This is a genomic window from Pseudomonas sp. PNPG3 (assembly GCF_023093815.1).
Classification (GTDB): domain Bacteria; phylum Pseudomonadota; class Gammaproteobacteria; order Pseudomonadales; family Pseudomonadaceae; genus Aquipseudomonas; species Aquipseudomonas asiatica.
The window spans coordinates 88142-112250 of record NZ_JALLKV010000015.1 but is presented as its reverse complement, the minus strand read 5'-3'; the positions used below and the strand labels follow the sequence as shown (position 1 = coordinate 112250).

Annotated in this window: 29 protein-coding genes; 2 read left to right on the top strand and 27 right to left on the bottom strand. The window is 61.2% G+C overall.

Annotation, left to right across the window (positions count from 1 at the left end):
• Window positions 1–79 precede the first annotated feature (79 nt).
• From MJ643_RS12835 to MJ643_RS12795, 9 genes are read right to left on the bottom strand one after another with little or no spacing between them, the layout of a single operon-like run.
• Window positions 80–2821, bottom strand: coding sequence for a conjugative transfer ATPase (locus MJ643_RS12835; protein ID WP_247726828.1), 2742 nt, complete (start codon window positions 2819–2821; stop codon window positions 80–82).
• Complete coding sequence (locus MJ643_RS12830) at window positions 2821–3240, bottom strand: TIGR03751 family conjugal transfer lipoprotein (protein WP_247726827.1); 420 nt, start codon at window positions 3238–3240, stop codon at window positions 2821–2823. Before MJ643_RS12830 ends, MJ643_RS12835 begins: the two co-directional genes overlap by 1 nt.
• Window positions 3203–4711, bottom strand: coding sequence for a TIGR03752 family integrating conjugative element protein (locus MJ643_RS12825; protein ID WP_247726826.1), 1509 nt, complete (start codon window positions 4709–4711; stop codon window positions 3203–3205). Before MJ643_RS12825 ends, MJ643_RS12830 begins: the two co-directional genes overlap by 38 nt.
• A complete protein-coding gene (locus MJ643_RS12820) occupies window positions 4701–5507 on the bottom strand; it encodes a TIGR03749 family integrating conjugative element protein (protein ID WP_103469189.1) in 807 nt (268 codons plus the stop codon). The genes MJ643_RS12825 and MJ643_RS12820 overlap by 11 nt, the downstream gene beginning before the upstream one ends.
• Window positions 5504–6145, bottom strand: a complete 642-nt coding sequence (locus MJ643_RS12815; protein ID WP_103469188.1) for a PFL_4703 family integrating conjugative element protein — start codon at window positions 6143–6145, stop codon at window positions 5504–5506. Before MJ643_RS12815 ends, MJ643_RS12820 begins: the two co-directional genes overlap by 4 nt.
• Window positions 6142–6543 (bottom strand): TIGR03750 family conjugal transfer protein, encoded by a 402-nt coding sequence (locus tag MJ643_RS12810; protein WP_103469187.1) that lies wholly within the window; start codon window positions 6541–6543, stop codon window positions 6142–6144. The genes MJ643_RS12815 and MJ643_RS12810 overlap by 4 nt, the downstream gene beginning before the upstream one ends.
• A gap of 7 nt (window positions 6544–6550) precedes the next feature.
• Window positions 6551–6928: a TIGR03745 family integrating conjugative element membrane protein gene (locus tag MJ643_RS12805; protein ID WP_247726825.1), complete on the bottom strand. Its 378-nt coding sequence runs from the start codon at window positions 6926–6928 to the stop codon at window positions 6551–6553.
• Between the two features lie 15 nt (window positions 6929–6943).
• Entirely contained in the window at window positions 6944–7183 is a 240-nt protein-coding gene (locus MJ643_RS12800; RefSeq protein WP_247726824.1) for a TIGR03758 family integrating conjugative element protein, read from the bottom strand.
• Window positions 7170–7505, bottom strand: a complete 336-nt coding sequence (locus tag MJ643_RS12795) for an RAQPRD family integrative conjugative element protein (protein WP_103469185.1) — start codon at window positions 7503–7505, stop codon at window positions 7170–7172. The genes MJ643_RS12800 and MJ643_RS12795 overlap by 14 nt, the downstream gene beginning before the upstream one ends.
• A gap of 347 nt (window positions 7506–7852) precedes the next feature.
• On the opposite strand from MJ643_RS12795, the gene MJ643_RS12790 reads away from it, so the two are divergent.
• On the top strand, window positions 7853–8362 hold the full coding sequence (locus MJ643_RS12790; protein WP_103469184.1) for a TIR domain-containing protein: 510 nt from the start codon (window positions 7853–7855) through the stop codon (window positions 8360–8362).
• A gap of 70 nt (window positions 8363–8432) precedes the next feature.
• On the opposite strand, the gene MJ643_RS12785 is transcribed toward MJ643_RS12790, so the two are convergent.
• The 15 genes from MJ643_RS12785 to MJ643_RS12715 all read right to left on the bottom strand — a co-directional run bounded on the left by MJ643_RS12785 (window position 8433) and on the right by MJ643_RS12715 (window position 21951).
• On the bottom strand, window positions 8433–9356 hold the full coding sequence (locus MJ643_RS12785) for a macro domain-containing protein (RefSeq protein ID WP_247726823.1): 924 nt from the start codon (window positions 9354–9356) through the stop codon (window positions 8433–8435).
• Complete coding sequence (locus tag MJ643_RS12780; protein ID WP_103469182.1) at window positions 9338–10459, bottom strand: DUF3800 domain-containing protein; 1122 nt, start codon at window positions 10457–10459, stop codon at window positions 9338–9340. Before MJ643_RS12780 ends, MJ643_RS12785 begins: the two co-directional genes overlap by 19 nt.
• 229 nt (window positions 10460–10688) lie before the next feature.
• Window positions 10689–11417, bottom strand: coding sequence for a TIGR03747 family integrating conjugative element membrane protein (locus tag MJ643_RS12775; protein WP_103469181.1), 729 nt, complete (start codon window positions 11415–11417; stop codon window positions 10689–10691).
• Window positions 11418–11455: 38 nt separating this feature from the next.
• Complete coding sequence (traD, locus tag MJ643_RS12770) at window positions 11456–13579, bottom strand: type IV conjugative transfer system coupling protein TraD (RefSeq protein ID WP_103469180.1); 2124 nt, start codon at window positions 13577–13579, stop codon at window positions 11456–11458.
• Between the two features lie 9 nt (window positions 13580–13588).
• Window positions 13589–14008, bottom strand: coding sequence for an integrating conjugative element protein (locus MJ643_RS12765; RefSeq protein ID WP_103469179.1), 420 nt, complete (start codon window positions 14006–14008; stop codon window positions 13589–13591).
• The gene (locus MJ643_RS12760) at window positions 14005–14559 is read right to left on the bottom strand and encodes a transglycosylase (RefSeq protein WP_103469178.1); all 555 of its coding nucleotides are present in this window, start codon (window positions 14557–14559) and stop codon (window positions 14005–14007) included. The genes MJ643_RS12765 and MJ643_RS12760 overlap by 4 nt, the downstream gene beginning before the upstream one ends.
• Window positions 14541–15260: a TIGR03759 family integrating conjugative element protein gene (locus MJ643_RS12755; RefSeq protein ID WP_103469479.1), complete on the bottom strand. Its 720-nt coding sequence runs from the start codon at window positions 15258–15260 to the stop codon at window positions 14541–14543. The genes MJ643_RS12760 and MJ643_RS12755 overlap by 19 nt, the downstream gene beginning before the upstream one ends.
• A gap of 10 nt (window positions 15261–15270) precedes the next feature.
• The gene (locus MJ643_RS12750; protein ID WP_103469177.1) at window positions 15271–15942 is read right to left on the bottom strand and encodes a hypothetical protein; all 672 of its coding nucleotides are present in this window, start codon (window positions 15940–15942) and stop codon (window positions 15271–15273) included.
• A complete protein-coding gene (locus tag MJ643_RS12745; RefSeq protein WP_177410016.1) occupies window positions 15939–16448 on the bottom strand; it encodes a PilL N-terminal domain-containing protein in 510 nt (169 codons plus the stop codon). The genes MJ643_RS12750 and MJ643_RS12745 overlap by 4 nt, the downstream gene beginning before the upstream one ends.
• 130 nt (window positions 16449–16578) lie before the next feature.
• Window positions 16579–17295 carry a hypothetical protein gene (locus MJ643_RS12740; protein ID WP_103469176.1) on the bottom strand — a complete coding sequence of 239 codons (717 nt, stop codon included), beginning with the start codon at window positions 17293–17295 and terminating at the stop codon, window positions 16579–16581.
• 65 nt (window positions 17296–17360) lie between these two features.
• On the bottom strand, window positions 17361–17855 hold the full coding sequence (locus MJ643_RS12735) for a JAB domain-containing protein (RefSeq protein WP_103469175.1): 495 nt from the start codon (window positions 17853–17855) through the stop codon (window positions 17361–17363).
• A gap of 66 nt (window positions 17856–17921) precedes the next feature.
• Window positions 17922–18179, bottom strand: coding sequence for a hypothetical protein (locus MJ643_RS12730; protein ID WP_103469477.1), 258 nt, complete (start codon window positions 18177–18179; stop codon window positions 17922–17924).
• A 67-nt stretch (window positions 18180–18246) separates the two neighbouring features.
• A complete protein-coding gene (locus MJ643_RS12725; RefSeq protein WP_103469174.1) occupies window positions 18247–18786 on the bottom strand; it encodes an STY4534 family ICE replication protein in 540 nt (179 codons plus the stop codon).
• A gap of 742 nt (window positions 18787–19528) precedes the next feature.
• The gene (locus tag MJ643_RS12720; RefSeq protein ID WP_247726822.1) at window positions 19529–21496 is read right to left on the bottom strand and encodes a DNA topoisomerase III; all 1968 of its coding nucleotides are present in this window, start codon (window positions 21494–21496) and stop codon (window positions 19529–19531) included.
• A gap of 110 nt (window positions 21497–21606) precedes the next feature.
• Window positions 21607–21951 carry a helix-turn-helix transcriptional regulator gene (locus MJ643_RS12715; RefSeq protein WP_247726821.1) on the bottom strand — a complete coding sequence of 115 codons (345 nt, stop codon included), beginning with the start codon at window positions 21949–21951 and terminating at the stop codon, window positions 21607–21609.
• Window positions 21952–22090: 139 nt separating this feature from the next.
• Between MJ643_RS12715 and MJ643_RS12710 the strand changes: the two genes are divergently transcribed.
• The gene (locus tag MJ643_RS12710) at window positions 22091–22318 is read left to right on the top strand and encodes a hypothetical protein (protein ID WP_247726820.1); all 228 of its coding nucleotides are present in this window, start codon (window positions 22091–22093) and stop codon (window positions 22316–22318) included.
• A 92-nt stretch (window positions 22319–22410) separates the two neighbouring features.
• Here the strand turns inward: MJ643_RS12710 and MJ643_RS12705 are convergent, their stop codons facing one another.
• The 3 genes from MJ643_RS12705 to MJ643_RS12695 are packed head-to-tail and all read right to left on the bottom strand — an operon-like array spanning window position 22411 to window position 24091.
• Window positions 22411–22839: a single-stranded DNA-binding protein gene (locus MJ643_RS12705; protein WP_247726819.1), complete on the bottom strand. Its 429-nt coding sequence runs from the start codon at window positions 22837–22839 to the stop codon at window positions 22411–22413.
• A 5-nt stretch (window positions 22840–22844) separates the two neighbouring features.
• Entirely contained in the window at window positions 22845–23339 is a 495-nt protein-coding gene (locus MJ643_RS12700) for a DUF3158 family protein (RefSeq protein ID WP_103469170.1), read from the bottom strand.
• On the bottom strand, window positions 23336–24091 hold the full coding sequence (locus MJ643_RS12695) for a PFL_4669 family integrating conjugative element protein (protein WP_103469169.1): 756 nt from the start codon (window positions 24089–24091) through the stop codon (window positions 23336–23338). The genes MJ643_RS12700 and MJ643_RS12695 overlap by 4 nt, the downstream gene beginning before the upstream one ends.
• Between the last annotated feature and the right edge of the window lie 18 nt (window positions 24092–24109).

Below are 24109 nucleotides of genomic sequence, written 5' to 3'. Positions count from 1 at the left end.
AAATCACTGCGGGAGTACAAATGTACTCCTGTCGATTTTTATGCATCGGCCGGCTGCAGAGCATCATGGGCTACGAGGTTCAGGACATGCCGCGCAGGCGATCGATTTCCGCTGCAATCTGCAGCGCAGCCTCCAGTTCGGATAACTGATGCGCTTCCATCAACCGCCAGCGCTGGGCTTTCTCCTCGGGCTCGGTCATGGCCAGGGCGAGGTACAGGCTCGGTGGTACCGCGCGAAACAGCGTCTCCAGCTGCTTCGACAAGACCACGCCCTCGGTGTATTTGCCCGAGGCCTTACTCGCCGACAGGAGCAGAGTCTTCTGTGCCGGCGTGAGCTTCTTGAAGCGCGCGATTTCTTCGATCTCCGCCGGCGGCATGTTCAGGCAGATCCACCACTCGATCATGTTGAGCATGGTCTGCGCCGCATCGGGGAAATCGGCCAAGTTCTGCGTTGCCAACCAGAACCAGGCACCGAGCTTGCGCCACATCTTGGTGCCCTTGACCACGAAGGGCGCCAGCAGCGGGTTTTTGGTGATGATGTGGCCTTCGTCCGTGACCATGATGATCGGGCGACCAAGATACTGGTCGCGTTCGGCAATATTGTTCACCGTGTTCATCAGGCTGATGTAGCTGATCGACATCTGCGCCTCATAGCCCTCGCGGGCATAGGTGGCGAGGTCGACGATCGTGACATCGCTTTCCGGCCAAGGCGTGCCTGGTCGGTCGAACAGCGCACCTTCGAAGCCTTGGCAGAACAGATCGATGGACTCGGCCATTTCCTGCGCCCGCTCGCGACGCTTATCCGGCAGGTGGGTGTCGCTGGCCACAGCTCGAAGGGCATCACGGACATGGCGCGTCATGACCTGCTGGTCGTTGGCCGCACAGTGCCTGGCCGCGTCGAGAATGCACTCGCGAATCAGGCTGCGGTCTGCCCGGGTGAGGCGTGCTTCCTCCTTGGCTTCGCCGCCGGTGATCATCAGGCGGGCGGTGATCTCCAGCTCGCCCAGCACATCGCGTTGCTCGTCACTGCCCGAAGTGTCTTCATCCAGGTCCTCGGTCGACAGACTGGCGTCCTGGTCGGGGCGCTCGATCAGCCGGCGGGCATCGGCGAAGGGGGCCAGGCTCAAGCCGCTGCCCGGTTTGAGCTGGACCTTGTTGACGGTCAGGCCAAGAGTGGCGAAGTAGTCGCCCTGCAGGCCAAAGGAGTTGCCGGCCTCGACGATAAATAGCCGCGGCCGATACACCGCCATGACCTGCATCAGGATCGAGACCAGGGTGGCCGACTTGCCAGCTCCAGTCGGGCCGAACAACAGCAGGTGGCCATTCATGGAGCGGTCGAAGCGTGACAGCGGGTCGAACGACAGCGGCGCTCCACCTCGGTTGAAAAAGGTGATGCCCGGGTTGCCAGTACCGATGCTGCGTCCCCACAGCGGCAGCAGGTTGGCAACATGCTGGGCAAACAACAGCCGGGTATACCAGTTGCGTTTATCCCGCGCGGGGTTGTAGACCATTGGCAGCCAGCGCAGGTAGCTGTTGCACGCGGCGACTTCATCGCCCTCGCGCACCGGCTGCAGGCCGGCACCGAGCAGCACATTGGCCGCCTGGATCGAGCGTTGGCGCAATTGCTGTTTATCAGCGCCGCGCAGGTAAAGGGCCAAGGTGCCGCGGTACAGCTTGTGCTGGCGACCGATCAGCGCGCGGGCTTCTTCCACGTCCTGGCGGGTCTGGGTCGAGGCTAGGTTCTCGCCGATGGCTTTGCGCGCCAGGCGGTTGAGCTGCTCCTCGAGCACATCCTGGGGCGTGATGACTAAGGTCAGGCTCAGGACGGCCTGCTCGGGCAACTGGTCGAACAGGGCGTTAAGCGCCTCGCCTTTGCGGGTTTCGCCGGTCAGCTGGCCGATATGGGGTGGCCTGCGCAGTTTGTCGACCACCATCACCGCGTGCGGCTGCTGATCGAAGTACCACAGCCCCTGTTCGCTCTCCGAGCGTGGCTCGTGGAAGAACAGCCGTTCGGCAAAGTCGTGGTCGAACGGCAGCGACAGCCCATCGCCGTCATCGGTCTCCGGGTAGGGCACGCGTCGATAGAATGCCGCTGGTGAGTCGTCCGTGAGGGTGGGGGCTGGGTTGAACCAAGGCAGCAACCAGGCGTAGAAGTCTCGACCGTTCAGCCGACGAGGATTGACCCCGCAGGCCTGCAACGATGTCATCAGGCGATCACAGGTTCTTTCCAACAGCTGAGCGGGGTTTTGCCCGTCGTCGTCGGCCTGGTCACCGAGCCAGCGATAGACCACCAGGCGAATCCGTCGATTGCTGCCGCGCCAGGGCAGGTGCGACACGACATGGTCGTCGAACAAGCCGCCGGGCTTGGCAATGGCATCGAGGTGCTGCTGCATCGACGCGATAAAGGCGGTGGTGAAGGGTGTGCCTGTCGCCCGCGGTGCGACGTACAGTGCCAGGCGCTCCAGGTACGGCGAAAAATCACTGTCGTCCTGACAGAAGAACTGCACCACCCAGGGTGCCTGGTCGAGTTCGTCGAAGCTGTCCTGCAGCGCATCTTCCAACGCGTCGCGCGCCGCCATCAGCCATTCGGGCTCACGACCTTCGGTGCCGATCGGCTGCAACTCGAACACGGCGCCAACCGAGCGATTGTCGTCGAGCAGAAAACACTGCTCCTCCTCGAGGTATTCGACCCAGGGCAAGTGGTCGGTGAAGCTGGGGTTGGGTGCGTACTGGGCGGCCTCATCCGCATACGTGGCGCGCTGACGCTGTGCCGCGCGCCAGGGCTGCCAGTGTGGCGGGACTCGATCTGCATCATCGTCCATCACAAATCGTCCAGGCGTTCGCCGGGCAGTGCGTACTGGACCTTCTCGTACAACGGGAACACGGTCGAATAGCCGGGCACCGGCGACTGCTGGGTGCCGGCCAGGTGCGGGTAGACGTACATCACCAGATCAGGATTGGGCAGGCGCGGGAACTGGGTGCGGATCTCGTTGGCGGCCGTGCGGGTGTAGGCGCTCTGGTCCTTGATCAGGCGTTCGGGATCGAGCACCGGCCGGCGCAGTTCGCCGCGAGCCTCCTGCAACTGCTGCTGCGCGCCGACCGCGCCGCCGCTGTTCCAGATATCTAGCATGGTGTGATCGCCGTGGGGCAGCATTTCGTCCTTGCGGGTGGTGCAGCCTGCCAGGTGTAGGCACAGCAGCAGGCTAATCCAGGTCCAGTACCGAAACGGATGGGCGTTCATGATTCACTCTCCGGCCTTTGGGTTTGTAGTCGATGCTGATTTCGTGATCCAGGTGCAGGGCCACCTTGGCCCCAGGGGGCACGTAGATGGCGGCGAAGGCTTCGCCGTAGAGCTTGTTGATCCACTCACGGATGTCGCCAATGCCACCGCTGATCACCGAGTTCAGCGCGCTGTTGCCGCTGTTCTGGCTCAAACCCAGGCTGCCGCTGGCCGAATTAATGAAGGAGGTGTTGGTTTGCTCGCTGCCCAAGGCCGCGGCGAAGCCGGCGCCGGCCGCAGTGATCAGACTCTGGCTGCCCAGGTACTGCTGGGCGTTGGAGCGGCGCTCACCGGAAATGCAGGGGATGCCGTAGGGGTCGGAAATGTAGCCCAGGCCGCCGCGGATCTTCTCGGTGTCAGAGGTCTGGGTGCTGCTGCGATTGCGGCTGACGACCTTCTGCGGCTGCGGCACCGTGCGAACGGTGCCGTCGCCGAAGACAAAGGTGATCGACTCGACCTGACCACGCACGCAGGACAGCGTCCAGTCACCCGCAGCGGTGCCGCTCATTACCGCGCCGACCACGTCCGGCAGGTCGATGCCGTTGGCAGTGAGGTTGTCTGGCCCCACCAGCACCTTGAACGGATAGGGATCGTTCACTGTGCCGTCCACCGGCACCCGGCCAATCAGCGCGGTCATGGCGATCGAGCCCATCAGCGTCGAATTCTCGGGGATGGTGTAGACGGGGCGGGCACCTTCGGTACGGTCCTGGGCGTTCTCCAGGTCACGTTCGCCTTTGGCGACGGCACGCAAGCGATCCTGGCCACGGTCGATGGCGTTGTCGTCCAGACCGTGCAGATCCTTGAACTTCGAGGTCAACGACGACAGCGGTCCCTCGGCTTTGCCGGTGTTCTCTTGGCCGGCGCGGGAATTCGATGGTTCGATCCACTGCACCGCATCTGCCGGTGCCTGAGGGCCTGCAAACTGCTGCTCGTCGCCTGGCTCAAGACCGAAGCCCGCAGGAACATCCGACTTTACGGCGGGCTTACCGGTGAGCTGATCCTTGAGCCTGGAGAGTAGCCCCTGGGTCTCGCGGTGCTGTTGCTCGGCCTTCTGCCGTGCATCGTTGGCCTGCTGGCGCTGTTCGGTAACCTGTTGGGTGACACTGCTCAGCGTGCTCTGGATGCGCGTATCGATATTGCCTTCGCGCGTGCGCAGCCGGTTGTTCTCGGTCTGCAGGGCATCGTTGCCTTTCTTCAACATCTGCATTTCGCTGCGCATCGCTTTTACCTGGCCGATCAGCGTGGCCACGGTGTCGCGTGGGGTGTCGCCGGCGATGCCCAAGGCTTTGGCCTGTTCCGCGCTGAGCGTGGCATTCTCCGGATCGTGAGTGGGCTGGCCATCCGGCGCGGTCACCCAGGACTTGATGATGATCAGCACGATGCCCAGCAGGACCGCAGGCACAAACCATTTCAGCAGGCCGTTAGCTTTCATGATCGGCAGCCTCCGGTTTTGGCGGGGGCAACAGCAGCGCGTGCTTCAGGTCGCCGCCGCGGGTGACGAGGTATGCCACGGTGGTGTCTTCAGGCGTACCGGTGAGACCTAGGTCCGCATGCTGGAAGGTTGCGGCGTACAGCGTGGCCTGTAGGTGACGCGGGTCCAGCGCGACCTTGCCAGGACCGCGGTTCACGATCTTTACCGCCGTCACCCAGTAGTCGCCCAGCCGCCAGGCCGCGAGTGCCTTGATCGAAACCCGCTCGGTGGGCAGCAACGAACTGAAAGCAACGGCGTCGCTTAGCGGCACCCGTCGCACACCGGGCAGTGGTGCCACGGTACGCAGGGGCGCATAGAGGTTCTGCGCCGCATAGCGGGTGAGCACCACAGGTACCGGCGTAGCTGCCGGTGCCGCCTCCTTCGCAGCTTCCACGCCCGGTACCGAAGCCTGGCCCACGATCCTGACCGGCTCCAGTGCCTCGCTGCCCTCGAGCGCCTCGATGTCGATCAGGATGATGTCACCTGACTTCACCGACTGCAGTTGCAGCCGGGTAGGGGGAAGGGTTTCAGCGGCGCGCAGATAGACCGTGCCGCCGACGGACTGCACGCGCAGCTTGCCAGCGATCGCACTGGGCAGCCCGACACGCACATCCTCATCCAGCATCAAGACCCGCTCCTGGCCCACCGTAAGCGGTACGGCCAGCGGCAGGCGGTCCCAGTATTTGACCTCGATCGCACCGACTGCAGAACACCAACCTGCGGCAACCGCCAGAATCATGATCAAGACACGCATCATCCCGCACCTCCAGGCAGCGTCAGTTTCTGCGGTGTGCCTTCGTAGCAGTCCAGGGCCAGGCCCCACTTGTTGTGCTCGGGGTCGACGTCGAAGCGCACCACACGCAGCGGGTAGCGCACGACGACGCGTTTCACCGGCTCGGCGGCGTAGTACTCGTCGGCATTGAGGTCGAGTTTGACCAGCCAGCTGTGCTTATCCAGCTGCTTCACGCGCAAGTCGGGATCGTCGCTGTAGCCGCGGCCCAGCACCTCGTACACCCCGCGCACCCGGCCGCGCAGTTCGCCGGCGGCCTTGCGGTACTCGAAGTCACCGTCGAAGAAGGTCTTGCACGCCGGTGTCAGGTAGGGCTGCAGAGCAAAGATGGCACGGTGGTAGTCGACCTCACCGTCGGTTGGCCAGCGGTTGAGTTGGCCGAAGATGTACAGAGCGAAGCCGTAGATGTTTTCCGGGGGTACATCCCACCACTTGCGCGTACTGCCGGAGCGCAGATCGGGCGGCACATGAATGGTCAGCTCGGAGGGTGCGGACTGCCAGCCGTACCACAGCCCGCAGCACAGCAGTGCCAGGATCGATACGGCCAGACGCAGGCTGAAGATATGCGCCTGCTGCGCGTCGACTTTGTTGCGGAAGCGGCTCATTCAACAGCCCTCACATGTCGACGTGTACGGCGGACGGTCCAGGGCCCCGAATGCAGGATCAGCTGATGAGTGCCGATGCCCCAGTGCACTGCCAAGTGCCACTGTAGACGCCGGTACAACCAGGTTTCCGGCCGGGCGCGCTTGGCTCGGCGCATCAGCTTGCCGCCGCCCAGCAACACCAAAGCCATGCAAATGAACATGCAGGTGGGGAGGGTAGCGATGGAGGCGGTGGCCACCGCCAGCGGCGCACCGAGAATCACACCTAGCCCTGCGCCGACGATCAGCGCGACCCACATCTCGTCGTTGGTGAGCCCGCGAAGAACGGCCGGGTCATGGTTGAGGCGCTCCGGGAGGAAGGTCAGCGTTCCGTCAGGCAGAGTGGCTGGGGAGTCGGACATGATGACCTCACAGGATCGTCGCAGCTTTGGTGAGGAACCACAGGATCACCACCACTAGCAGCGCGCCGACGCCGACCACCGCGCCGAGATCCTTCCAAGTCTTACGCTGGTTCTGCACGTCGGCGTAGACAGTGAGCGAATGCCAGGCCACGCCCAGGAAGGCGAGGGTGGCGATCAGCAGGCCGAGTAGGATGCCGCCGTCGTAGGCGTAGTTCTTGATGGTGTCGATCAGCCCTGATCCCTCGCCGCGTGAAGGTGCTTCCATGGTTGGCAGATCGGCCCAGGCCAGGGTCGAGCTCAGCAGCACCAAACCGCCGAACAGGGCTTTTATGCAGGTAGCTTGCAGCAGGAGCAGCGGAAGAAGGCAGCGACTGGAGAGTTTCATGGCGGGGTCTCCTGGTTACGACAGCATGAAAAACATCAGCACGATCAGGGCGAGGGCTAGACGCAGGGTGCTGCCGCCGAGCGAGCCAAAATTGATGTTGCCGGCCGCCCAGCCGCGGTAGCCGGTCCACAGGGCCCAGGTGCACCAGAGCAACGCCAGTACCAGCACCGATGACCGCCAAAGCACCGAGCTGAGCTGCGGGGTGAACCCGGCAACGGCAGAGAACGCGTTTAATTGGGCGTCAGTCATGCTCATCGGAAGGACTCGAGTTAGCCGCTTCAGCCCGGTAGTCACCAGTGAACTCGACCAGATCGGCAGGCTGCGCGCGGGAGGGCGACAGGTAGTTGTGGATTCCTTGACGCATACGCTCGAGGTCCGCAGCGAACCTCGGATAATCGAAGCGATAACGGGGCCCTGCAGCATCGACAGATCTGCTGCTTGCGCTCTTGGCCAATAGCTCGATGGCGGTGATCTGCCGCTGCACCAAGCCCAGACTTGAGCGCTCGCGTACGTCTTGAGCCGCAGCAGAGAGCGTTACAAAACACGCAAGGAGCAATGTGTAGGGAATAGGAGTCATGATTAAATCCAGCCGGGTAACTGGCTTTTACCTTGAAGGCGCAGGCGGGTTATTGCATGACCAAAAGGGATTTTCGGTCATTCACATTCGAGGAGCAGGGGTGGATGCAGGGGGGGGGCGGTTTGCCCTTACGCAGGTTGACTACAGCAGCTAAAGCTCCAGGTATGTTGGGTTGCACATGAATCGGTGCTTGCGTTTGTCGGCTGCTCCGACTGTTCGAGTGACCTTGGTCGTTGTGTTCCTCCTCCAGTCACACTGGGTAATAGATTCGGTTTGGAAAGTAAAGCTTTCGTCAGAAAAGTATGATATTAAAATGCCTTTACGTTGCAGATTAACACGGAGGGTTTATGGCGTATCGAAATAAAACTTACGTCGCTTTCGCAAGCGAAGACATTAACTTGTATCGGCTCATGGAAGCATGGCGCGAGAATGATAAGATAGACTTCGATTTTTTTGATGCTCACGATCTATTCATTTCGAGGGATACAAGTCAGCGGGAAACGATTAAGCGAAATCTTCGCCAGCGTATGAAAAATGCAAAGCAGGTTGTCTTGATTGGCAGTCCAGATGCCAAGAGGAAAGGCGGGGATGGATATTCGTTTTTGGCTCACGAGCTTGAGCTAATTGTGGAGTTTGACTTGCCCGTTGTGGTGGCGAATAAAGGCGGCAGTCGCGAAATTCAACGAGCGTTAATACCGACTCCCCTGCTGAATGCGGACTACTATACAATGTCAGTTTCGCTGCAGCCAGCTATAATAAAGTTTGCGCTGGATGAGTATGTCCCAGCGTTCGCCCAGAAGGTGAGAAAAGGTCCGCATTATTATCCGGCGGATATTTATAAGAAGCTTGGTATCTAGCGGGCAGGTGGAAAGTTATCGCTCCGGCAGAGGTTTTAATCTGCCGGATCTTAATTAATCTTGTGTTAGGTTACAAACCGTTCCTGGCGGACTTTATGTCAAGTAAATTAATTTGACTAATTTTGTCTTTGTGAATTATTATGTTGAGCTTTGCTGGGTGCTTGAAGCGCATCTCGCTTATTCTAAAAGTCCAGAGCATGATCTTTAGTAGTTCTTCGTCGCTTATATTTCGATGTTCTTTAATGCGCGTGATGCCCGATCCGAATATTGGTGTTGAAACGCTTTGCTGTGCGTACACTCTATTGACGTTGTCCCAGAATTTTATCAAAAACCCTAGGTACTCAGGCATCGTTAAATAGGCTTGGTTGCGGTCGTTGAATTTTGAGAAGGCTGCAAGAAGAAAATCCTCGTACACACATATAGTGCCTATGTCGTATCTCTGTTTCTTTCCAGTTGCCCTAGTTTCGTTTAACTCTAAGATTTCACACTCGTCGAATCGATAGGCGGTCAGATGATTTTCAAGGTCTACTAATGCTTTTGGTAAGTGCCTGTCTATGAATATTCCGTTTAAAGAGCTGTGAGAGATTATTTCGTCGTCAACTTGTGTATCAAAGTACTCGTTAAAGGCGATCGCTTTAAGGCCGGGTTGCTTGAATATGTCGCCTACTTTTACGATGACTGTTGTGCTTTCTATCTTTAGTTCTACTTCGGTTAGGTTGTTAGATGTCCACCAAAAGTAAATATAAATTAAAATCAAGAATGCCACACAGGCGATCCCCGCTGTGACCTTTCCAGTTTCAGGTATGGTTACGAAAATTAGTAGTAATGACAGCGCTGTGCCGGTCGCGGCGAGCGCGCCCCAGAATCTCTTGATTATCCGCTGATCAAAAAAGCCTATTTGACTCATCCTGATGCTCCTAGCGTCGCAGGCGGTTATTAGTTTATGGGTGAAGTCAGAATGAGATCCAGTCACGATTAGGAAAAGCGAACGCACTCGCTCAAACCCTCTAAGGTTTCACTTCTTGTGTCGACGCCAAATGCTTCAAGAAATTTCCTCGCGAAAATATCCTTGGGGCCTTCTTTTCCCTCCTCTTTATTCATTATTCTAGAGATGGAGCTAACAAATAAGTCGGAAATTTGCATGAGTGGAGATATGCTGGAGTCTTCCGCCTCAACTATGTCAACATACACGTTTCCTTGGAAGATGTTGCTGGCAGCATTTTTCAATTGTAATTCTATTTCCATTAGCGCAAGTTTGTCTTTTGACGCTTCTTCTGCATCCTTTCTAAATTGCAGGTTTCGTGGGAGAATGGCTCGGCCAGATTTGTTTTCTTCGGTAATTCCTTGGATTACCATATGGTAAAATAGCTTATTGAGCGTGTCGTCGACATTGTAAAGGCCGCTACGATTTACTCCGAGGCCTTTGAATGAGATTGAGGAGGAGTTCTGTACGATAGAGCCAAGCAGCGCCTCGTAGGCTTCGAGATTCCCCTTGTTGATTTCTTTAAAATGCATTTCGCCTTTGAATCCTATCTCTGCCTTCTTCCTGTTAATGGCGGCAGTGATCTTCATGGTTTCGTAGCTTCTTAAAATCCAAAGGCTACCGACTAATAGGTACTTTCCGGTTTTTCCGCTCTCATCGGCATAGATGCAATATACTGGGTGCGAAGGTCGGACCTCAAGAGCACGCTGCTTTTCTTCCTCTTCCAGCTTCCCTCTGTATTTTCTAACTTCAGGTGATGCAATGAATAGACCCAGTATGTTTTGTACCACCGCTCTGGCGCGTGCTATAGAGTGCAATCTCTGCAGTTTGGGGTAATTTTCAAATGAAATATCACCCCCGCTATAGAGGTCGGTTTGGAAAGTCTTCCAATAAATGATTTGGCACTTGATGTCAGAGTCTCGGGCCTGAGGATAGTGATTAAGAATCCACGCAACTCTATCGGTCACACGCGTCGGGCTGTTACTGGCGATTGCAGAAAGTACCCGAATTTTTTCGGACTCTTTGTCGCGATTTTTTCTTTCTGACGCAATTAGAAGCGCTTCCTGCTCCGCACCTTCCTCTTCTTCTTGTGAAATGACAGCAATGTCGTTCATGTGAAGTCCCTTTACTAATCGAGCGTTGGCGATATGCCAGCATTGCCCGAGAGTGGTTGTGTAGTCAACTCTCAAGAGGTGGTGCTGGTCGCGCGTAGATAACCTGCGATCAATGATAGGGAGCCGTGGTTGTGCCGTCGGTGTGGCTACTGCTTGTTTTGCCTCAACCGTGTACGTTCTAAGGCGTTGATTTTAAATAACATATTTCGGCATTCGCCGAGGTGGGCAGTCAAAGGTATTTTTTGAATGTAGTAGCAGTGATGGCCACCATGATGCCAAGTAAAATGGCGCATGGCAGCAGCACCCAGATGGGATTCACCGACCAGGGCAAGGATAAGTAGATCACCCAGGGGCTGACCACCAGCGGCAGTAGTGTCCGCTTTGCTCGGTGGTAGACGAAACTGCTTTCGCGGCCTGCTCCGAACTTACGCAGGTCGCGACGCATCAAGCCATCGATCGCGCCGGTGATCACCGCGAGCAAGAACAGTGGGGTGGCCAAAGTGAGTACGGCCAGCCGCACTGCGAAAGTGAAGGTCGTGAACAGGGCTGCGAGCAGGTAGTCCTGCATCACAACGTAGACTTGCGCGAACTGCCCCTGCATTGAAGGTTCCTGACTGAGCAGTTTCAGCTGGGTATCAGATGTCGCCCATCCAGACCGCACTACGATCCAGTCGTTCAGGTGTTCGAGTACCTTGACGGTCGCTTGCGCCGGCTCTTGCACGAGCAATGACTTCTTGAAGTGATCGCTGAGCCAGCCTAGCTCGCTCAGCCACATGGCATGGCTATGGTGCCAGCCCTGCTCGGACCAGAACCACAGCATGCCCACGAATTCCAGCACAATGGAGAAGATCAGCGAAGCGAACAGCAGGCCGAGTAGCCGCAGACACAGTTCGAGCATGCCGAAGATGAGTCCCGGACTTCGTTGTGGAGGCGGTGGGCTGTCTGGGGCAGTCGGCATATGGGCTCCACAGTACTCGGTTGCTCACGGCGCGCAGATTAGGAGTGCCTGCGCCCTTGTGGAGGCATCTCGGGATCAAAATCGACCGTCGGCGCACCGCCAGCGCTGCTCCACCAACTCCCCGCATTGGCGTTGTAGGACTCGCGCATGCGCGCGGCCAGGGCCTGCAGATCCGCCGGCATCGCATCGTCGCTAGCCGACTTCGGTAGCGGCATGCGCACCTTCCACAGCTGTCCTCCCTCCTGGAACGAGAACATCTGGCCCTTGGGCAAGGCGATGATGTGCGCGGGTTCAATCAGTGGTACCGAAGTGGTGGTGACCCGATCCTGCGAGGAGGAGGTGAAGTCGGTGCGGGCGTCCGGATCGGCGGTGTCCGTCGCGCCGGAGACCAGGGTGCGGGTCTGCACGTTGACCTTGGGCAGTTGTTTGGTCAGCAGTTCTGCGGTCGCGGTTTCCCGCACGCGAAGCATCTGCAGGGTGTTGAAGTTGCCGATGACCTGGCCGGCCTTGGCCCGGTTGCCGATCCGTGCCTCGATGTCGCTCAAGGTCTGGGTGTAGGCGGTGACCTGGATACCGGCGCCACCACCCTTGTTGATCAGCGGAATGAACTCGTCGCCCATCAACTCGTTGAACTCGTCGGCATGCAGATTGATCGGCACCTTGTCCGCAGCGCTGGAGGAGCCTGGCAGGCCATGATCGATGCCATGCTTGTAGATGTGGCCAGCTACGGAGACCAGGTCGGCAAACATCGAGTTGCCGACGGCAGCGGCAACTTCAGCATCGGACAGCGCGTCCAGGCCGACGTAGACGATGCCGCGTTTGCGGATGACCTGCAGCCAGTCGAAGATCGGCCTCGGATCGTCGAGGTCGGTGTAGTTGGGGGCGAGCAACTGTGCGGTCTTGCCGCTGGTGAGTTTTTCCAGCAGCGGCAGCAGCGAAGCCACGATCTTGTCGAAGTAGGTGCGGTCGTAGCGCACGGCCGAGCGCAGGCCGTCCATTACAGGATCGAAAATGCGCTTGGCAGTCAGGTATTGCTCGATCGCCACCACGCGCTTTTCCCGGCCAATCATATGCCGTGGGATGTTCTTCTCGTTCAGGCGGCCTTCGATCTGCACGATCGCTTCCCAGGCCTGAGGATCATGGCGGGCGAAGAAATGCTGAGCGTACTCGATGAACAGCGCATCGATGTTCACCACGTGCCGCTGGATCTGCAGGTAGTCAGGGCGGCGGCCGAGCTCGATCAGCGCCCGGGCGATGATGTTGACGAAGCGCCAGGCAAACTCGCGAAACGCCGCCGAGTTGCCTTCACCGCTGAGCTGGCCAGCGATGCGGGTGGCGACTTCCGAAATGCGGCCAAAACGACCGATGGCGTTGTAGCGGGCGGAGATCTCCGGCCAGCCCAGGTGGAACACATAGAACTCACGCTCGCGGCCGGCGCGCCGCGCCTCCACGTACATGCGCTTGAGCAAGTCGGCATCGCCCTTGGGGTCGAAGACGATCACCACCTCCTGGCTGGTTCGATGGATGTCCTGGGTGATGTACACCTCGGCCAGGCGCGTCTTGCCGACCCGGGTGGTGCCAAGTACCAGGGTATGCCCGACGCGTTCGCCCAGCGGTAGGCTGGCTTCTTGCTCCTTCGGCTCGACGCCATGCAGCAGTGGCGAGCCACCCACCGGTGGCAGTGGCCGCACCGGGTTCAATGGGCTGTCCCAGGCGGTCAGGCGGGGCAGCAGCGACAACCCGGGTGGAGCCTTCTCCAGCAAGTGCTCCATCCGCCGTGCCCACTGGTGGGCCGCCGATTGATTGACATAGCGGGCCAGCGCCGGGTCCTGCGCCTCGAGCAGACGCTGGGTGTGCAGGCGGGTCCAGCGAAAGCCGCGGCCCATGAACAGGCGCTTGCCGCTCACCGGAATCTGGCGACTGGTCAGCGAATAGCGCGGCAGGCGGCGGATGTTGCGTCGATAGCGCAGGACGATCCGTGCCTCATTCAGCCGCTTCAGGCCGAATGCAGTGTAGGCCAGTGCCATGCCGGCCCCCACCTCGGGCGACAGGGCTACCGCCCAAGGTGAGTGCAGACATAGGGCGCCAGCACCCGCGCAGATACCCACGGTGTATAGCTCCACCGCAGGACGCAGCAGAGACTCCATCGCATGTTCGCCCATGATGCACCCTCACTGTTCCAGGCCGGTGGGCGTGATCAGCACCGGGTAGTGCTGCAGCTCTAGGCGTTCGGCGATGTCGTCACCACTCACCGGCCAGATGTTCAGTCCCGGGGCTGCCGCCTGGATACGTCGCAGCGCCTGGGCGTCGGTAACTTCAACGGCTAGACCGCTGGCGCCCAGCTTCTGCAGCGTCTGCGCATGCTGGGCCAACCATTCCAGAGAAGCGGCGTCGTGCCCGACCAGGAACAGCGGCGTGAACCCTGGCAGGCTCAATGCCCTTGGCGACACGGCACCGGGTGAAAGGCGTGTACTGTGTATGGGCAGGGTCCAGGTCAACGCGCGGGGATCGGGCAGTTGGCTGGGGGCCGCGAGCGCGCCAACCGTCCACCACAGGCAGGTAAACAGCGTTATCCAGCACCGATGGGTCATGGCTGCGGCCCTCTCGGATAGGACACGACTGCCTGCACACGCTGCCAGTGCTGGCTGAACTGTCGGCGGTAGCGCGCTGCAGGTTTACCGCCGGCAGGGCGGTGATAGCGGCCCGCCGCCACGACCCAGTCACCGCTGTCGGCGTAGTGGGCGCGCAGCAGATCTGCCGTCACGGCCAGGTTGGCGCGTGGATCGAGGGCCTCGCAGGCACTGTGGTAGCGGTCCGGGTGGTAGCCGAGGTTGGTCTGCCCGAGCCCGACATCGATGCGCTTCGGATCGTGACGGACCAGCGCTTGTTTGAGTGCGGCACACGCCTCATCACGGCGGGCGAAGCGCAGCGATGTGCCGGCGACATTCAGGGTCCAAGGCCAGGGCATTAGGTGACCCCGCAGCGGCGTACCGCTCTCTTGCAGGGCGATGGCGAACAGCACGGAGGCGGGGATGCCGGCGCGCGCGGCTGCCAGTTGATACGCAGGCGGCGGCAGCGCTCCCGCTTGAACGGCCGCGGCACCGGTCAAGGCCAGCGCTAGGATCACTCGATACGCTGCCATTTTCCGTCCACCTGCTGGAAGCGCGCCGGCAAGGGGCGGCTGGCACCCAGGGCGAACCAGCGGCCGCGGTCATGGTTGAGGGTGACCTGGCCACTGCTGACCTGGGCGGGGGTAATGCCCGCGCCACGTGCCCACTGGCGCAGACGCCCGTCGTCACCTTGGCTGCCGACCAGGTACACATCGAGGTGCGTACCGCCACGCAGCCATTGCTGGGTGCTGGAGACGCAGGGCGGGCAGCGTTCCTCCACAAACACGGCAAAGCGGCCAGCAGGCGTAGCCGCTGGATCATCGGCCATGCCCTGTACGGGCAGCATCCCAGGTAACAGGCGTGCCCAGGCGGCGGTGTAGGCCTTCTGGTAGGCCAGCTCGCGCTCGGCACGTTTGGCTTCGAGACGGACCTGCAACTCGGCGTAGCGCTGCCTTTCCTGGTCAGAGTCGGCCTCTACGCCGAGGGTGGTGAGCGGATCGAGTTGCGGCGACCAGTAGTGGCGGGGCCCAGCCTGCAGGCGCTCGAACTTGGCCCACTCATCATCGGTTAGCCCCCAGGCCTTGGCCCGAGCCGTATCGGATACCTGCCGATCCAGCAGCGTTTGTTCGCTGAACTGCGGGGCTGAGTCGACCAGTTTTGGCGCGCTCAACGCCAGTTCTGCGAATAGGCAGCCGGGAAGCAGGATGAACGAGAGAATGGAGAGCCGAGTCATACGCACCTCTTCACGGCAGTGGCAGCGTGCGGTCGCCATGCCCAGGAATGTGGAATACCACCTGGTCCGCACGGATCGCACGCAACTGCCAGCTGTTAAAGCTGTCTCCCGGTTGCAGCAGGTGCACGGTTGTCAGCGAATGGGCGCCGACCGGCAGGGCAGCCACGAACCTGACGTCACCTCGGGTCTCGATACCCAGCAAGGTGAAGGGCGGTGTCAGCGCCTTGGCCTTGGCTTTTTCACCGATGGAGGCCTGTGGCTGCGTGCTGGCGGCCGCAGACACAGAAGGGCGGGCCGACAGTCTCTCTAACGTCGCCTCTGCCGCGGCCAGCCGTTGTTCCAGCGCTGTCATATCGGTGCTGCTTGAACCTGGCGGTGCCGCCTGGAGCGTCTTGAGCGAGGCGGCCAGCTCATCCTGCTGCTGGCCGAGGGCGACCTGCGCCGTGGTGTGTCGACTTTGCGCCTCGCCCAGCGCCACGACCTGCGGCTGTAGCGTCGTGAGCTTGTCGGCCAAAGCATCGATATCGCGGCGCAGGGCTGGCGTTGGATCCGCCGGGGCATTGCGGGCCGCAGCTTGAAGCTCGGCCAACTGTTGGTGATGGTTGTACGTTTCGGCGGCGAGCACCGCGGCGCCCAGGCACAGGGCACCGACCACCAGCGCCTGAAAATGGAGGACCTTCATGGCGCAATCTCCAGTGTGGAGAATGGAGGTGCAGGCGACGGCACGCGCAGGGCGTAGCACACGCTCCGCTCGACCGGATCGATCTCGAGTCGCCAGGCCGGGCCGCCGATGATGGTCAGGGCGTCCAGCAGCGAGATCGGTCCGAGCTGATGCTGTACCGCGGGCAGAGGGCGACGGAACAAGCGATCCACCGCTGGGCTGTCGGCACACAGCGCGTAGCCCGAGCGGTGCAGCACGTGACGTAGGGCTTCACCGACGGTGGCATGCAGGGCTGGCGAGATCTGCACGTTGACCAATTGATACAGCGGCTGGCGCTGCTCCACCGTGGGACGCGTGGTGACCAGGGTGTAACGGTCCTGGCGGACCCAGGCCGGAAGCTGGGTTTTCGGCTTGGGCGATGTCGCCGGCAAAGCGGGTGGTGCTGCGGGTGCAGGAGCCGGAGGTGGGGTGCTGCAGCCAGCCAGGGCGATCATCAGACCGAGGGTGGGAAGTAGGGATGTGTGCATGACCGAGTCTCGACAAATGTTGCCGATACCATGGCGAAGGCGCGAGGCGAGTCCCCACTGGAAAACCGAATCTGTCGAGCTAGTTTTTCTGTCAGCCACCACAAAAAAGGCGCCCGGGAGGGCGCCTTGGTCATTCTTCGGTGAATAGCGGTAGCTCCGAGAGCGGTGCCGCGTCAGGGTCAAAGATCAGCAGGCGGATGTCCGCCTGGCCTGCTAGTAGGAGCAGCTTGAGTAACACTGGGGGAACACGGTCAGCGAGCATCCGCCCACTGACCTCGTCGGCGCTGCAGGGGCTGCCCCGGGCTTCAGCTTCTGTTGCCCAAGGCGTCGAATAGAGTTTGCAGCCGACGGCATGGCTGGCGTTGAGTTCGAAGCACTCGAAGAAGCCCGCCGGTGAATTGCACCAAGCGCGCACCTGCAGGTACTCGAAGTCGTCTGCGGGCAGGTGGGCGCTGCTGATTTCCCAACTGCGGCTGTAGTGCCCGGTGGCAAAGGACAGTTGCTCTATCAGGTTACGCGCGGCTTCCACGTTGCCGAGGTCGCCGATATGCATCGAGCGTCCGAGCTGATTGCCCATGATCTGGTAGAGCACTGTGTTCACCAGGCCATCGGCCGGGCAGCGCATGCGCAGAAACTCGGGTACGCACACACCGTCGGTGATCACCGCGACGTCGTCATCGAACAGGCACGGCTGCAGGTTGATGGCTTCATTGGGCAGCTCGTTCTGAGCCGGGTGCAGTGCGCGGTAGCACGGTGGGCAATCGTTGGCATAGCTGATCTGCAGGACACGCTCGTAGCGCAGGTCTTGGAAGCCGCGAAGAAACGGATTGGGCAGGGAAGGGTGCATGGTGGTTCTCCGAAAGCGCCGAGGTCACCCCGAACGGGCGGTGACCTCAAGGGCAAGGTGGGCTGTCAGATCCAGCCGTATTCGGCCAACGAAAGCGGAGTGCCTTCGCCGACGATGATGTGGTCCAGGACGCATACCTCAACCAGGGCCAAAGCCTCAGTCAGGCGGGTGGTGAGCACCCGATCGGCGCCGCTCGGTTCCGAGCAGCCGGAGGGGTGGTTGTGGCTGAAGATCACGGCGGCGGCATTGTGTTCGAGTGCCTTGATCACCACCTGGCGGGGATACACGGAGGCACCGTCTATGCTGCCGGTGAAGAGGATGTCGAAGCTCAGCACACGGTGGCGCGAGTCGAGGCAGAGCAGGGCAAACACTTCGTGGTGGTAAGGGGCGAGTTGCAGTTTCAAGTAGGCTGCGGCATCGGCGGGTGTGATGAGTACCTCGCCGCGCTGGAAGTGACGTTGGTCCAGCAGCTGCAGGGCCTCGGTGATCAGCGCATCCTCACGGGCGCGTTGAGCCAGTACGGGATCGAGCGGCTCGACGAGGTTCAAGGTGGTGTTCATGGGCAATTCCTCGTGGCTGATGGAGCGCCCCCTTGGGGCTTGCCCCAGGCTGGTTTAGGTGTGTGATCAAAGGCGCGTGAAGCGATTCCGAGTGCCGTGCAGGGGGCTTTGGCAGACTTCGCACGGTTGCGTGGAAAAGGCCTCGATACCGGCGCCGGTATGCGGATCGAAATCGGCGCTCAGGGGCAGCAGGGCCTGCAGTTGTAAGCGCAAGTGAGCGATGCGGTGTTCGACTTCAGCCTCGCTGTAGTACAGCGACAGCGCACTGAAGTCGTCGTAGGCGACCGCCTGCAGGCAGTCTTCACAGAGCCAGAAGCTTTCCATGGCGACCTCCGACATGAAGGTACAACAGGCGCTCATAAGAGCGCCTGCTGCGGGCGGCCAACCTGCCTTAGGCAGACTGACGTGCGGCAGTGGATTTACGTGCAACGGGTGGGGTTGGCTGGCCTTGGTCAGCGTCACCCTCGCTGCTCGCTGTTTCCGATTCTGCTGCTTCAGCAGCCTCAGGGGCGGCGGCAGCGTCGGTCCGAGCCGGCGCACGGTAGCTGAACTGACCGTCGACCTTGATCCACTCGATGAAGATCAGTCGGCCTTTGAGGCTGGCGCCGGGTTGCCCCTTGCGTTCGCCTTTCTCGTACATGAACGGATCGACCCAGAGGTCACCGATGCGAAACGCGATAAGGACCTTGCGTTCGGCTTGGACGTCTTCCAGGTGTTCACGGATCAGCCGGTCGGCTTCACCGCTGGCGACCTTGCAGTCGAAGCGTGTGTACTCGACGTCGTCCGAGGCACCGTGCAGGGCAGCGATGTCACAGGCCATGAACGCTTGGCCGCGGCGAACCGGGACTTCGCGGACACGGTTCAGGTAACCGATGCCTTGGGTGTGCAGGTTGAAGTAGGTGGTGGGGGCGTTATTGCTTGCAGTAGTCATGATGAAGCTCCTGTTCAGCAGAAACGCGGACATCCACCGGCCCTGGCGGCTGGTGAGTTCCGCAAGGGGAGGTGCAAACACATGGTCGGTTGAGAAGGCGCTCATCACCGATGGGGCGGTGACCGTGCGAGCTGCCGAGCGCGAGTCGCACTTTTGGGGAGAACCACCCGAAGCGGGCGTAGCCTTGAAGGTCCTGGCTACCTGGGTGCTGTCAACGACAGCGAGGTACAGGTCATCTATAAGACGCTGCAAAAGGCCCGTCAACCGTGGTTTTCAGGCGGTCTGGGCGGGCGGAGTCGGGTGGCTTTCGGTGGATTCTCGGCGACGAAAAAATAGCCCGACGGTCATCAGGCTAGGAGGAGTTGGACCACCCTTGACCCGGCGATGTGGCACCGAAGTCCGTCGCAGAACTCCACTGCCGATCCACCTGGATCAACCGACCCTTGTCGTGGCCTGGGTCGGAATCAACTGGCACGCATCCGCGCACAAAAGGTGCCCAGTGTTTCGCCGGCGGGCACCGGAGCTGAGCATCGTCGCCGAAGCGGATGACCCCTAAGGCTTGGTACAAGCCGCACGGGTCATCCACCTGGGGGACTTGGAACGCTGAGAAGTCATCCGCAGATGTGCTGAAGTGTGGCTCCGAACTCTAGGAGTCTGACCGAGCTGCCCGGAGCGAATCGGTCTAGGTCGCCAAGCGGCGAGGGGCCAGATCACTACACCAGCGCTGTGGTGTGCCGTCAAGTCATGTGTTTTTCGCCCGCTTGGTCTTGGCCAAAGCTTTAGTGCCCTTGCACTCGGGGTAGCGGATGCACGACCAGAAGCTGCCGGTGCGACCTTTGCGCTGGCGCATGGCGCTGCGGCAAACCGGGCAGAACGGCCCCTTGCTGGGGGGCGGGCGCAGGGTGAGCGTGGCGTTACTGCGCACCAGTCGAGTCAGCCATTCTGCCTGCTTGGCGAGAAAGGTCTCGACGCTCAGCTGGCCCGATTCGATGCGGTCCAGCGCCTGCTCCCACAGCGCGGTCATGACCGGGTCGGCTACTTCTGGCGGCACCGCTTCGATCAAGGTATGCGCCGCGGCGGAGGCAGCCAGGCTGCGTTTCTTCTTGGTCAGGTAACCGTGATCGATCAGGCCCTGGATGATGGCCGCGCGGGTGGCCTCGGTACCGAGCCCGCAGCTCTCCCTGAGCGTCTGCTTGAGCCGCGGATCGGCCACCTGGTTGGCGATGGTTTTCATCGCCTTGACCAGCGTGCCCTCGGTGTAGGCCTTGGGGGGCTGCGTGCGCTGGGCAATGGCGGCGGCGTCAGTCAGCGCCACCGAGGCGGATTCGCGGAGCGTGGGCAGGCGCTGAGTGTGCTCGTCGGGCTCATTGCCGTGGGTCTCGTTGATCACCGCTTTCCAACCGCGCACCAGGATCTGCTTGCCACGAGCGAGCAACTGATCGGCCTGGCTCTGCAGCAGCACCAGGGTCTTCAAGTATTCATGCTCAGGCAAAAACTGCGCGAGGTAGCGGGCGCGGATCAGCGCGTAAACCGCCTGCTCGCGCTCGGACAGCTGAGTGAGGTCGAGCGTGATGGTGGTCGGAATGATCCCGTGGTGCGCAGTGATCTTGCTGCTGTTCCAGGCGCGCGAGCGGTGACAGGGATCCAGCTCTTTGATGACCTGGCCGAGAGCAGGGCTGGCGGCCACCAGGGCATGGAGTATGCGGGGCACCTCATCGAGCATGCTCTCCGGCAAGTAGCCGCAGTCGCTACGCGGATAGGTCGTCGCCTTGTGTGTTTCATACAGGGCCTGGGCAGTGGCCAAGGTCTCCTGTGCACCGAGTCCGAGCTTGGCCGAGCAGATTTCCTGCAGTGTGCCCAGGTCAAACGGCAGCGGCGGGCCTTCGCGCACGCGCTCGACTTCGACACTGTCGATCTGCGCGCTGTCGGCTTGAGTGAGGCGCCTGAGCGCCTGCTGCGCAGCGTTTTCGTCGATGCAGCGTCCAACCGCATCGCTGACGGCGGCGGTGGGCTGCCAGCGCGCTTGAAAACGGATGCCGTCCTGCTCCAGGTGTGCATCGACGGTCCAGAACGGTTGCGGCACAAAGCTCGCGATCGCCCGGTCGCGCTCGACCACCAGGCGCAGGGTGGGCGTCTGCACGCGTCCCACCGGCAGCAGACCGTCGAAGCCGGCGCGGCGGCCGAGCAGGGTGAACAGTCGACTCAAATTGATGCCCACCAGCCAGTCTGCGCGGGAGCGGGCCAGTGCACAGTGGTACAGCGGCAGGGTCTGTTCGCCTGGACGCAAGGCGGCCAAGGCGCGACGAATCGAGGCCTCATCCAGGGCCGACAGCCACAGGCGCAGGATCGGTCCCTGGTACTGACAGCGCTCGAGGATCTCGCGGGCGATCATCTCACCCTCGCGGTCAGCATCGGTGGCGATGACCACCTCGCCGCAGGTACGCAACAGTTGGTTGATCACCTTCAGCTGGCTGGCGACCTTGGGCTTGACCACCAACTGCCAGTGAGCGGGGATGATTGGCAAGTCGTCCAGCGACCAGCGTTTGTAATCACCATAAGTTTCAGGGGGCGCGGTTTCCAGCAGATGGCCGACGCACCAGGTGACGGTGACGTTCTGGCCCTGCAGGCAGCCATCACCGCGCCGGTTGGCCTGCAGTACCCGGGCGATGTCGCGGGCTTGGGACGGTTTCTCGCAGATGAACAGGCGCATACGTGGGCCCTCTCGGTGGTTACCGACAGGGTGGGGGTGTGGTCGTGGAACGCCAGGGTAAAGCCGAAACCGGTGGGGTCGGTTCGACGTTTCAACGCCGGGACAAACCCTTACTTGCGTTGCGCAAGGTGGGTGGCCAGCGTTTGCAGAAACTCCAGGGCGAACTGTTTATCGGCGTCGCCCAGCTCCTTGATGATCGCGGTAATTTGCTGGCCCTGGTCCTGGGGGCGAGGACTGATGGCCAGCAACAGCTCATCGACGGGGCAGCCATAGAGGTCAGCCAACTGCAGCAGTTTCGTCACGGACAGCTCTACCAGGCCACGCTCTAGGCGCGAGACGGCTTCGCCGGAAATGCGCAGGTGCTCGCCGACCTGCTCCTGGGTCAAGCCGCGGTCGCGACGGTACTTCGCCAACTGGCGGCCAATGTGATGTGGGCTAGGCTCTTTGACGGGCAACGGGGCGCTCTCCAATTCGACCCATATGGTTGACTACCCACCCACGGATATGAACGGCTCAAAGAGTTGACTGGCAACCCTATGAGGCGTATCACGAAAAATAACTGCAGGACCCGCCCGTCCACACGGAGGCATCAACTTGCACGGAACCCACCAGAGTGAGGCAGATAAGTTAGCGATCAAGGCCTACGAGCTGTTCATGGCCACGCATCTGGAACCGGAGAATGGGGAGGCGCGCGCGCAGTTGATTTCCTGGGTTCAGGAGAGTCCGGCGCACTGGCGGGCATTCCTTGCCCTGGATCAGTGCCTGACGGAGGTGAAGCAGTTGCTGGAGAGTGAACGGCGGGGTAAATCCCGACCCAATTGAACGCGCTAGAGGGGCCAGTACTGCTCGCCGGCTGAGCGGCGCAGCCCCTGCACTATCGCGTAGGGCGCAGTGATTCCACTGAATTCCACGGCTCACCCGCTCTTGCGCGGGGCTTTCTTGCCAGCGCCTTTACGCGTGGCGCTGGGAGTGTCCTGCGCTTTCTCACGCATCGAGACCGAGGCCAGGCGATGCGGCAGGATACCAATGCGCCGGGCCTCGACCTTGAAGGTCACCCGCGCGTTGTCCTCGCTGTCCTCCCATTCCTCCTTGACCGTGCGCCCTTCAACCAAAACGCGCATGCCTTTCTGGTACAGCGTGGCCCAGTGCTCGGCGTCGCGGTTCCAGAGCTCGACGGGCGCCCAGTAGCCGCCGCGATCCTCGTAGCCGCCTTCGCGCGGTACCGGGTTGTCGAAGTAGACATTCAGCCGCAGCAGGCGCCGCGGCTCATCCGGATTGGTGTTGAACTCCTGATACTCCGGCACGCTGCCGATGTTGCCTTCACCAACAAACAAAGTACTCATGCGGGTTACTCCTCGGTGGGGGAACGGGTTAGGGCGAGCTCGGCGGCCTCGAGCTTGCTGGCGCCAGTGATGGCCTGGCGATACAGCGACTGCAGGCTGCTCATCTGCAGGTTCAGCACCACGCGGTTGGTCTCTAGCTGATACAGCGCCTGCCGCAGTTCAGGGTGTAGCCGCGGCTGAACCAGCGTCTCCTGCCACACCTGCACGCCCATGCGCAGAAAATCCGGGCTGCGCCAGCGCAAGAATTCAGTGCCCGTCGCGCTGTGCTGGACGACCAAACGCAGATCCAGAAACGAGAAGGGTGGTTGGGCCATGATCGCCAACATTACCGCCATCAACTCGGCGACTTGGGTGCGCAGGCGCAGGATCGTCTCGGCGAACTGCTGCAGCTCCCCCTTACCCTTAAAAGGCTTTAAAAGGCCTTTTAGGGAGGCACCTTGTGCAAACTCGCGATAGGCATCGGCTGACAAACGCCGGGCAATGGCTTCGGCCAGGGTCATGCCTCACCCCCGTCGTTCGCGGTGTCCGCTGTAGGCTGCTCCTCGGCTTCCGGCGGATTCGGGCCTTCGATTTCGGAATGCGCGTTGTTACGGGCGATCGGTGGGGCGAATTGTGAGCGGCGTGTCCCTTCAAGAATGTCCTGCGGCAGGGTGCCGAACTTGTCGATGGCTTCGCGGGCGCGGGCGTTGTTGGCGGCCATGTCGTCGCGGCTCACCCCGGCCAGGCGGTAGCGCTGCGCCAGGCCGAACAGGCTGCGCAGCAGATGTGCGCCGCCATCGATCCAGGACTCCATGTCGCCCCGGCCGATCAGCGCTGTGTGGTGGGCGAGCAGTACCCGCCGGACCAGGGTGTCGTAGTCGGTGAGCAGGTAGATCGCGAGAAAGCCCAGCTGGCTGCCGATGAACAGCGGCAGGGTGACTGGGTGGATGTTGAGGTTGTCACCGACGTCGACTTGCGTGGGCAGGGCCCGTTCCACGCGGCTCATTTGCTGCGTCAGCGTGGCCATGTCCAACCTGGCCTGCAGCAGCTTTTCCTCCAGCTGCAGCATGAACCAGTCGGCGTATGGATCGCCCTGGCTGCTGGCGTGCTTGAGCAGGTTGGTGACGCTGATGTAACCGGGCATGCCCAGAATCGGGTGTACCCCGTCGCGGCCGCTGCGCCCCTGCCACAGGCGTGCCGCATGGTGGGTGTGCAGGGTGAGGGTGATGCTGCTGCGCAGGGAACCCAGGTTGAGTTGGTAGTGATCGACCATCGCCAGTACCTCGCCGTC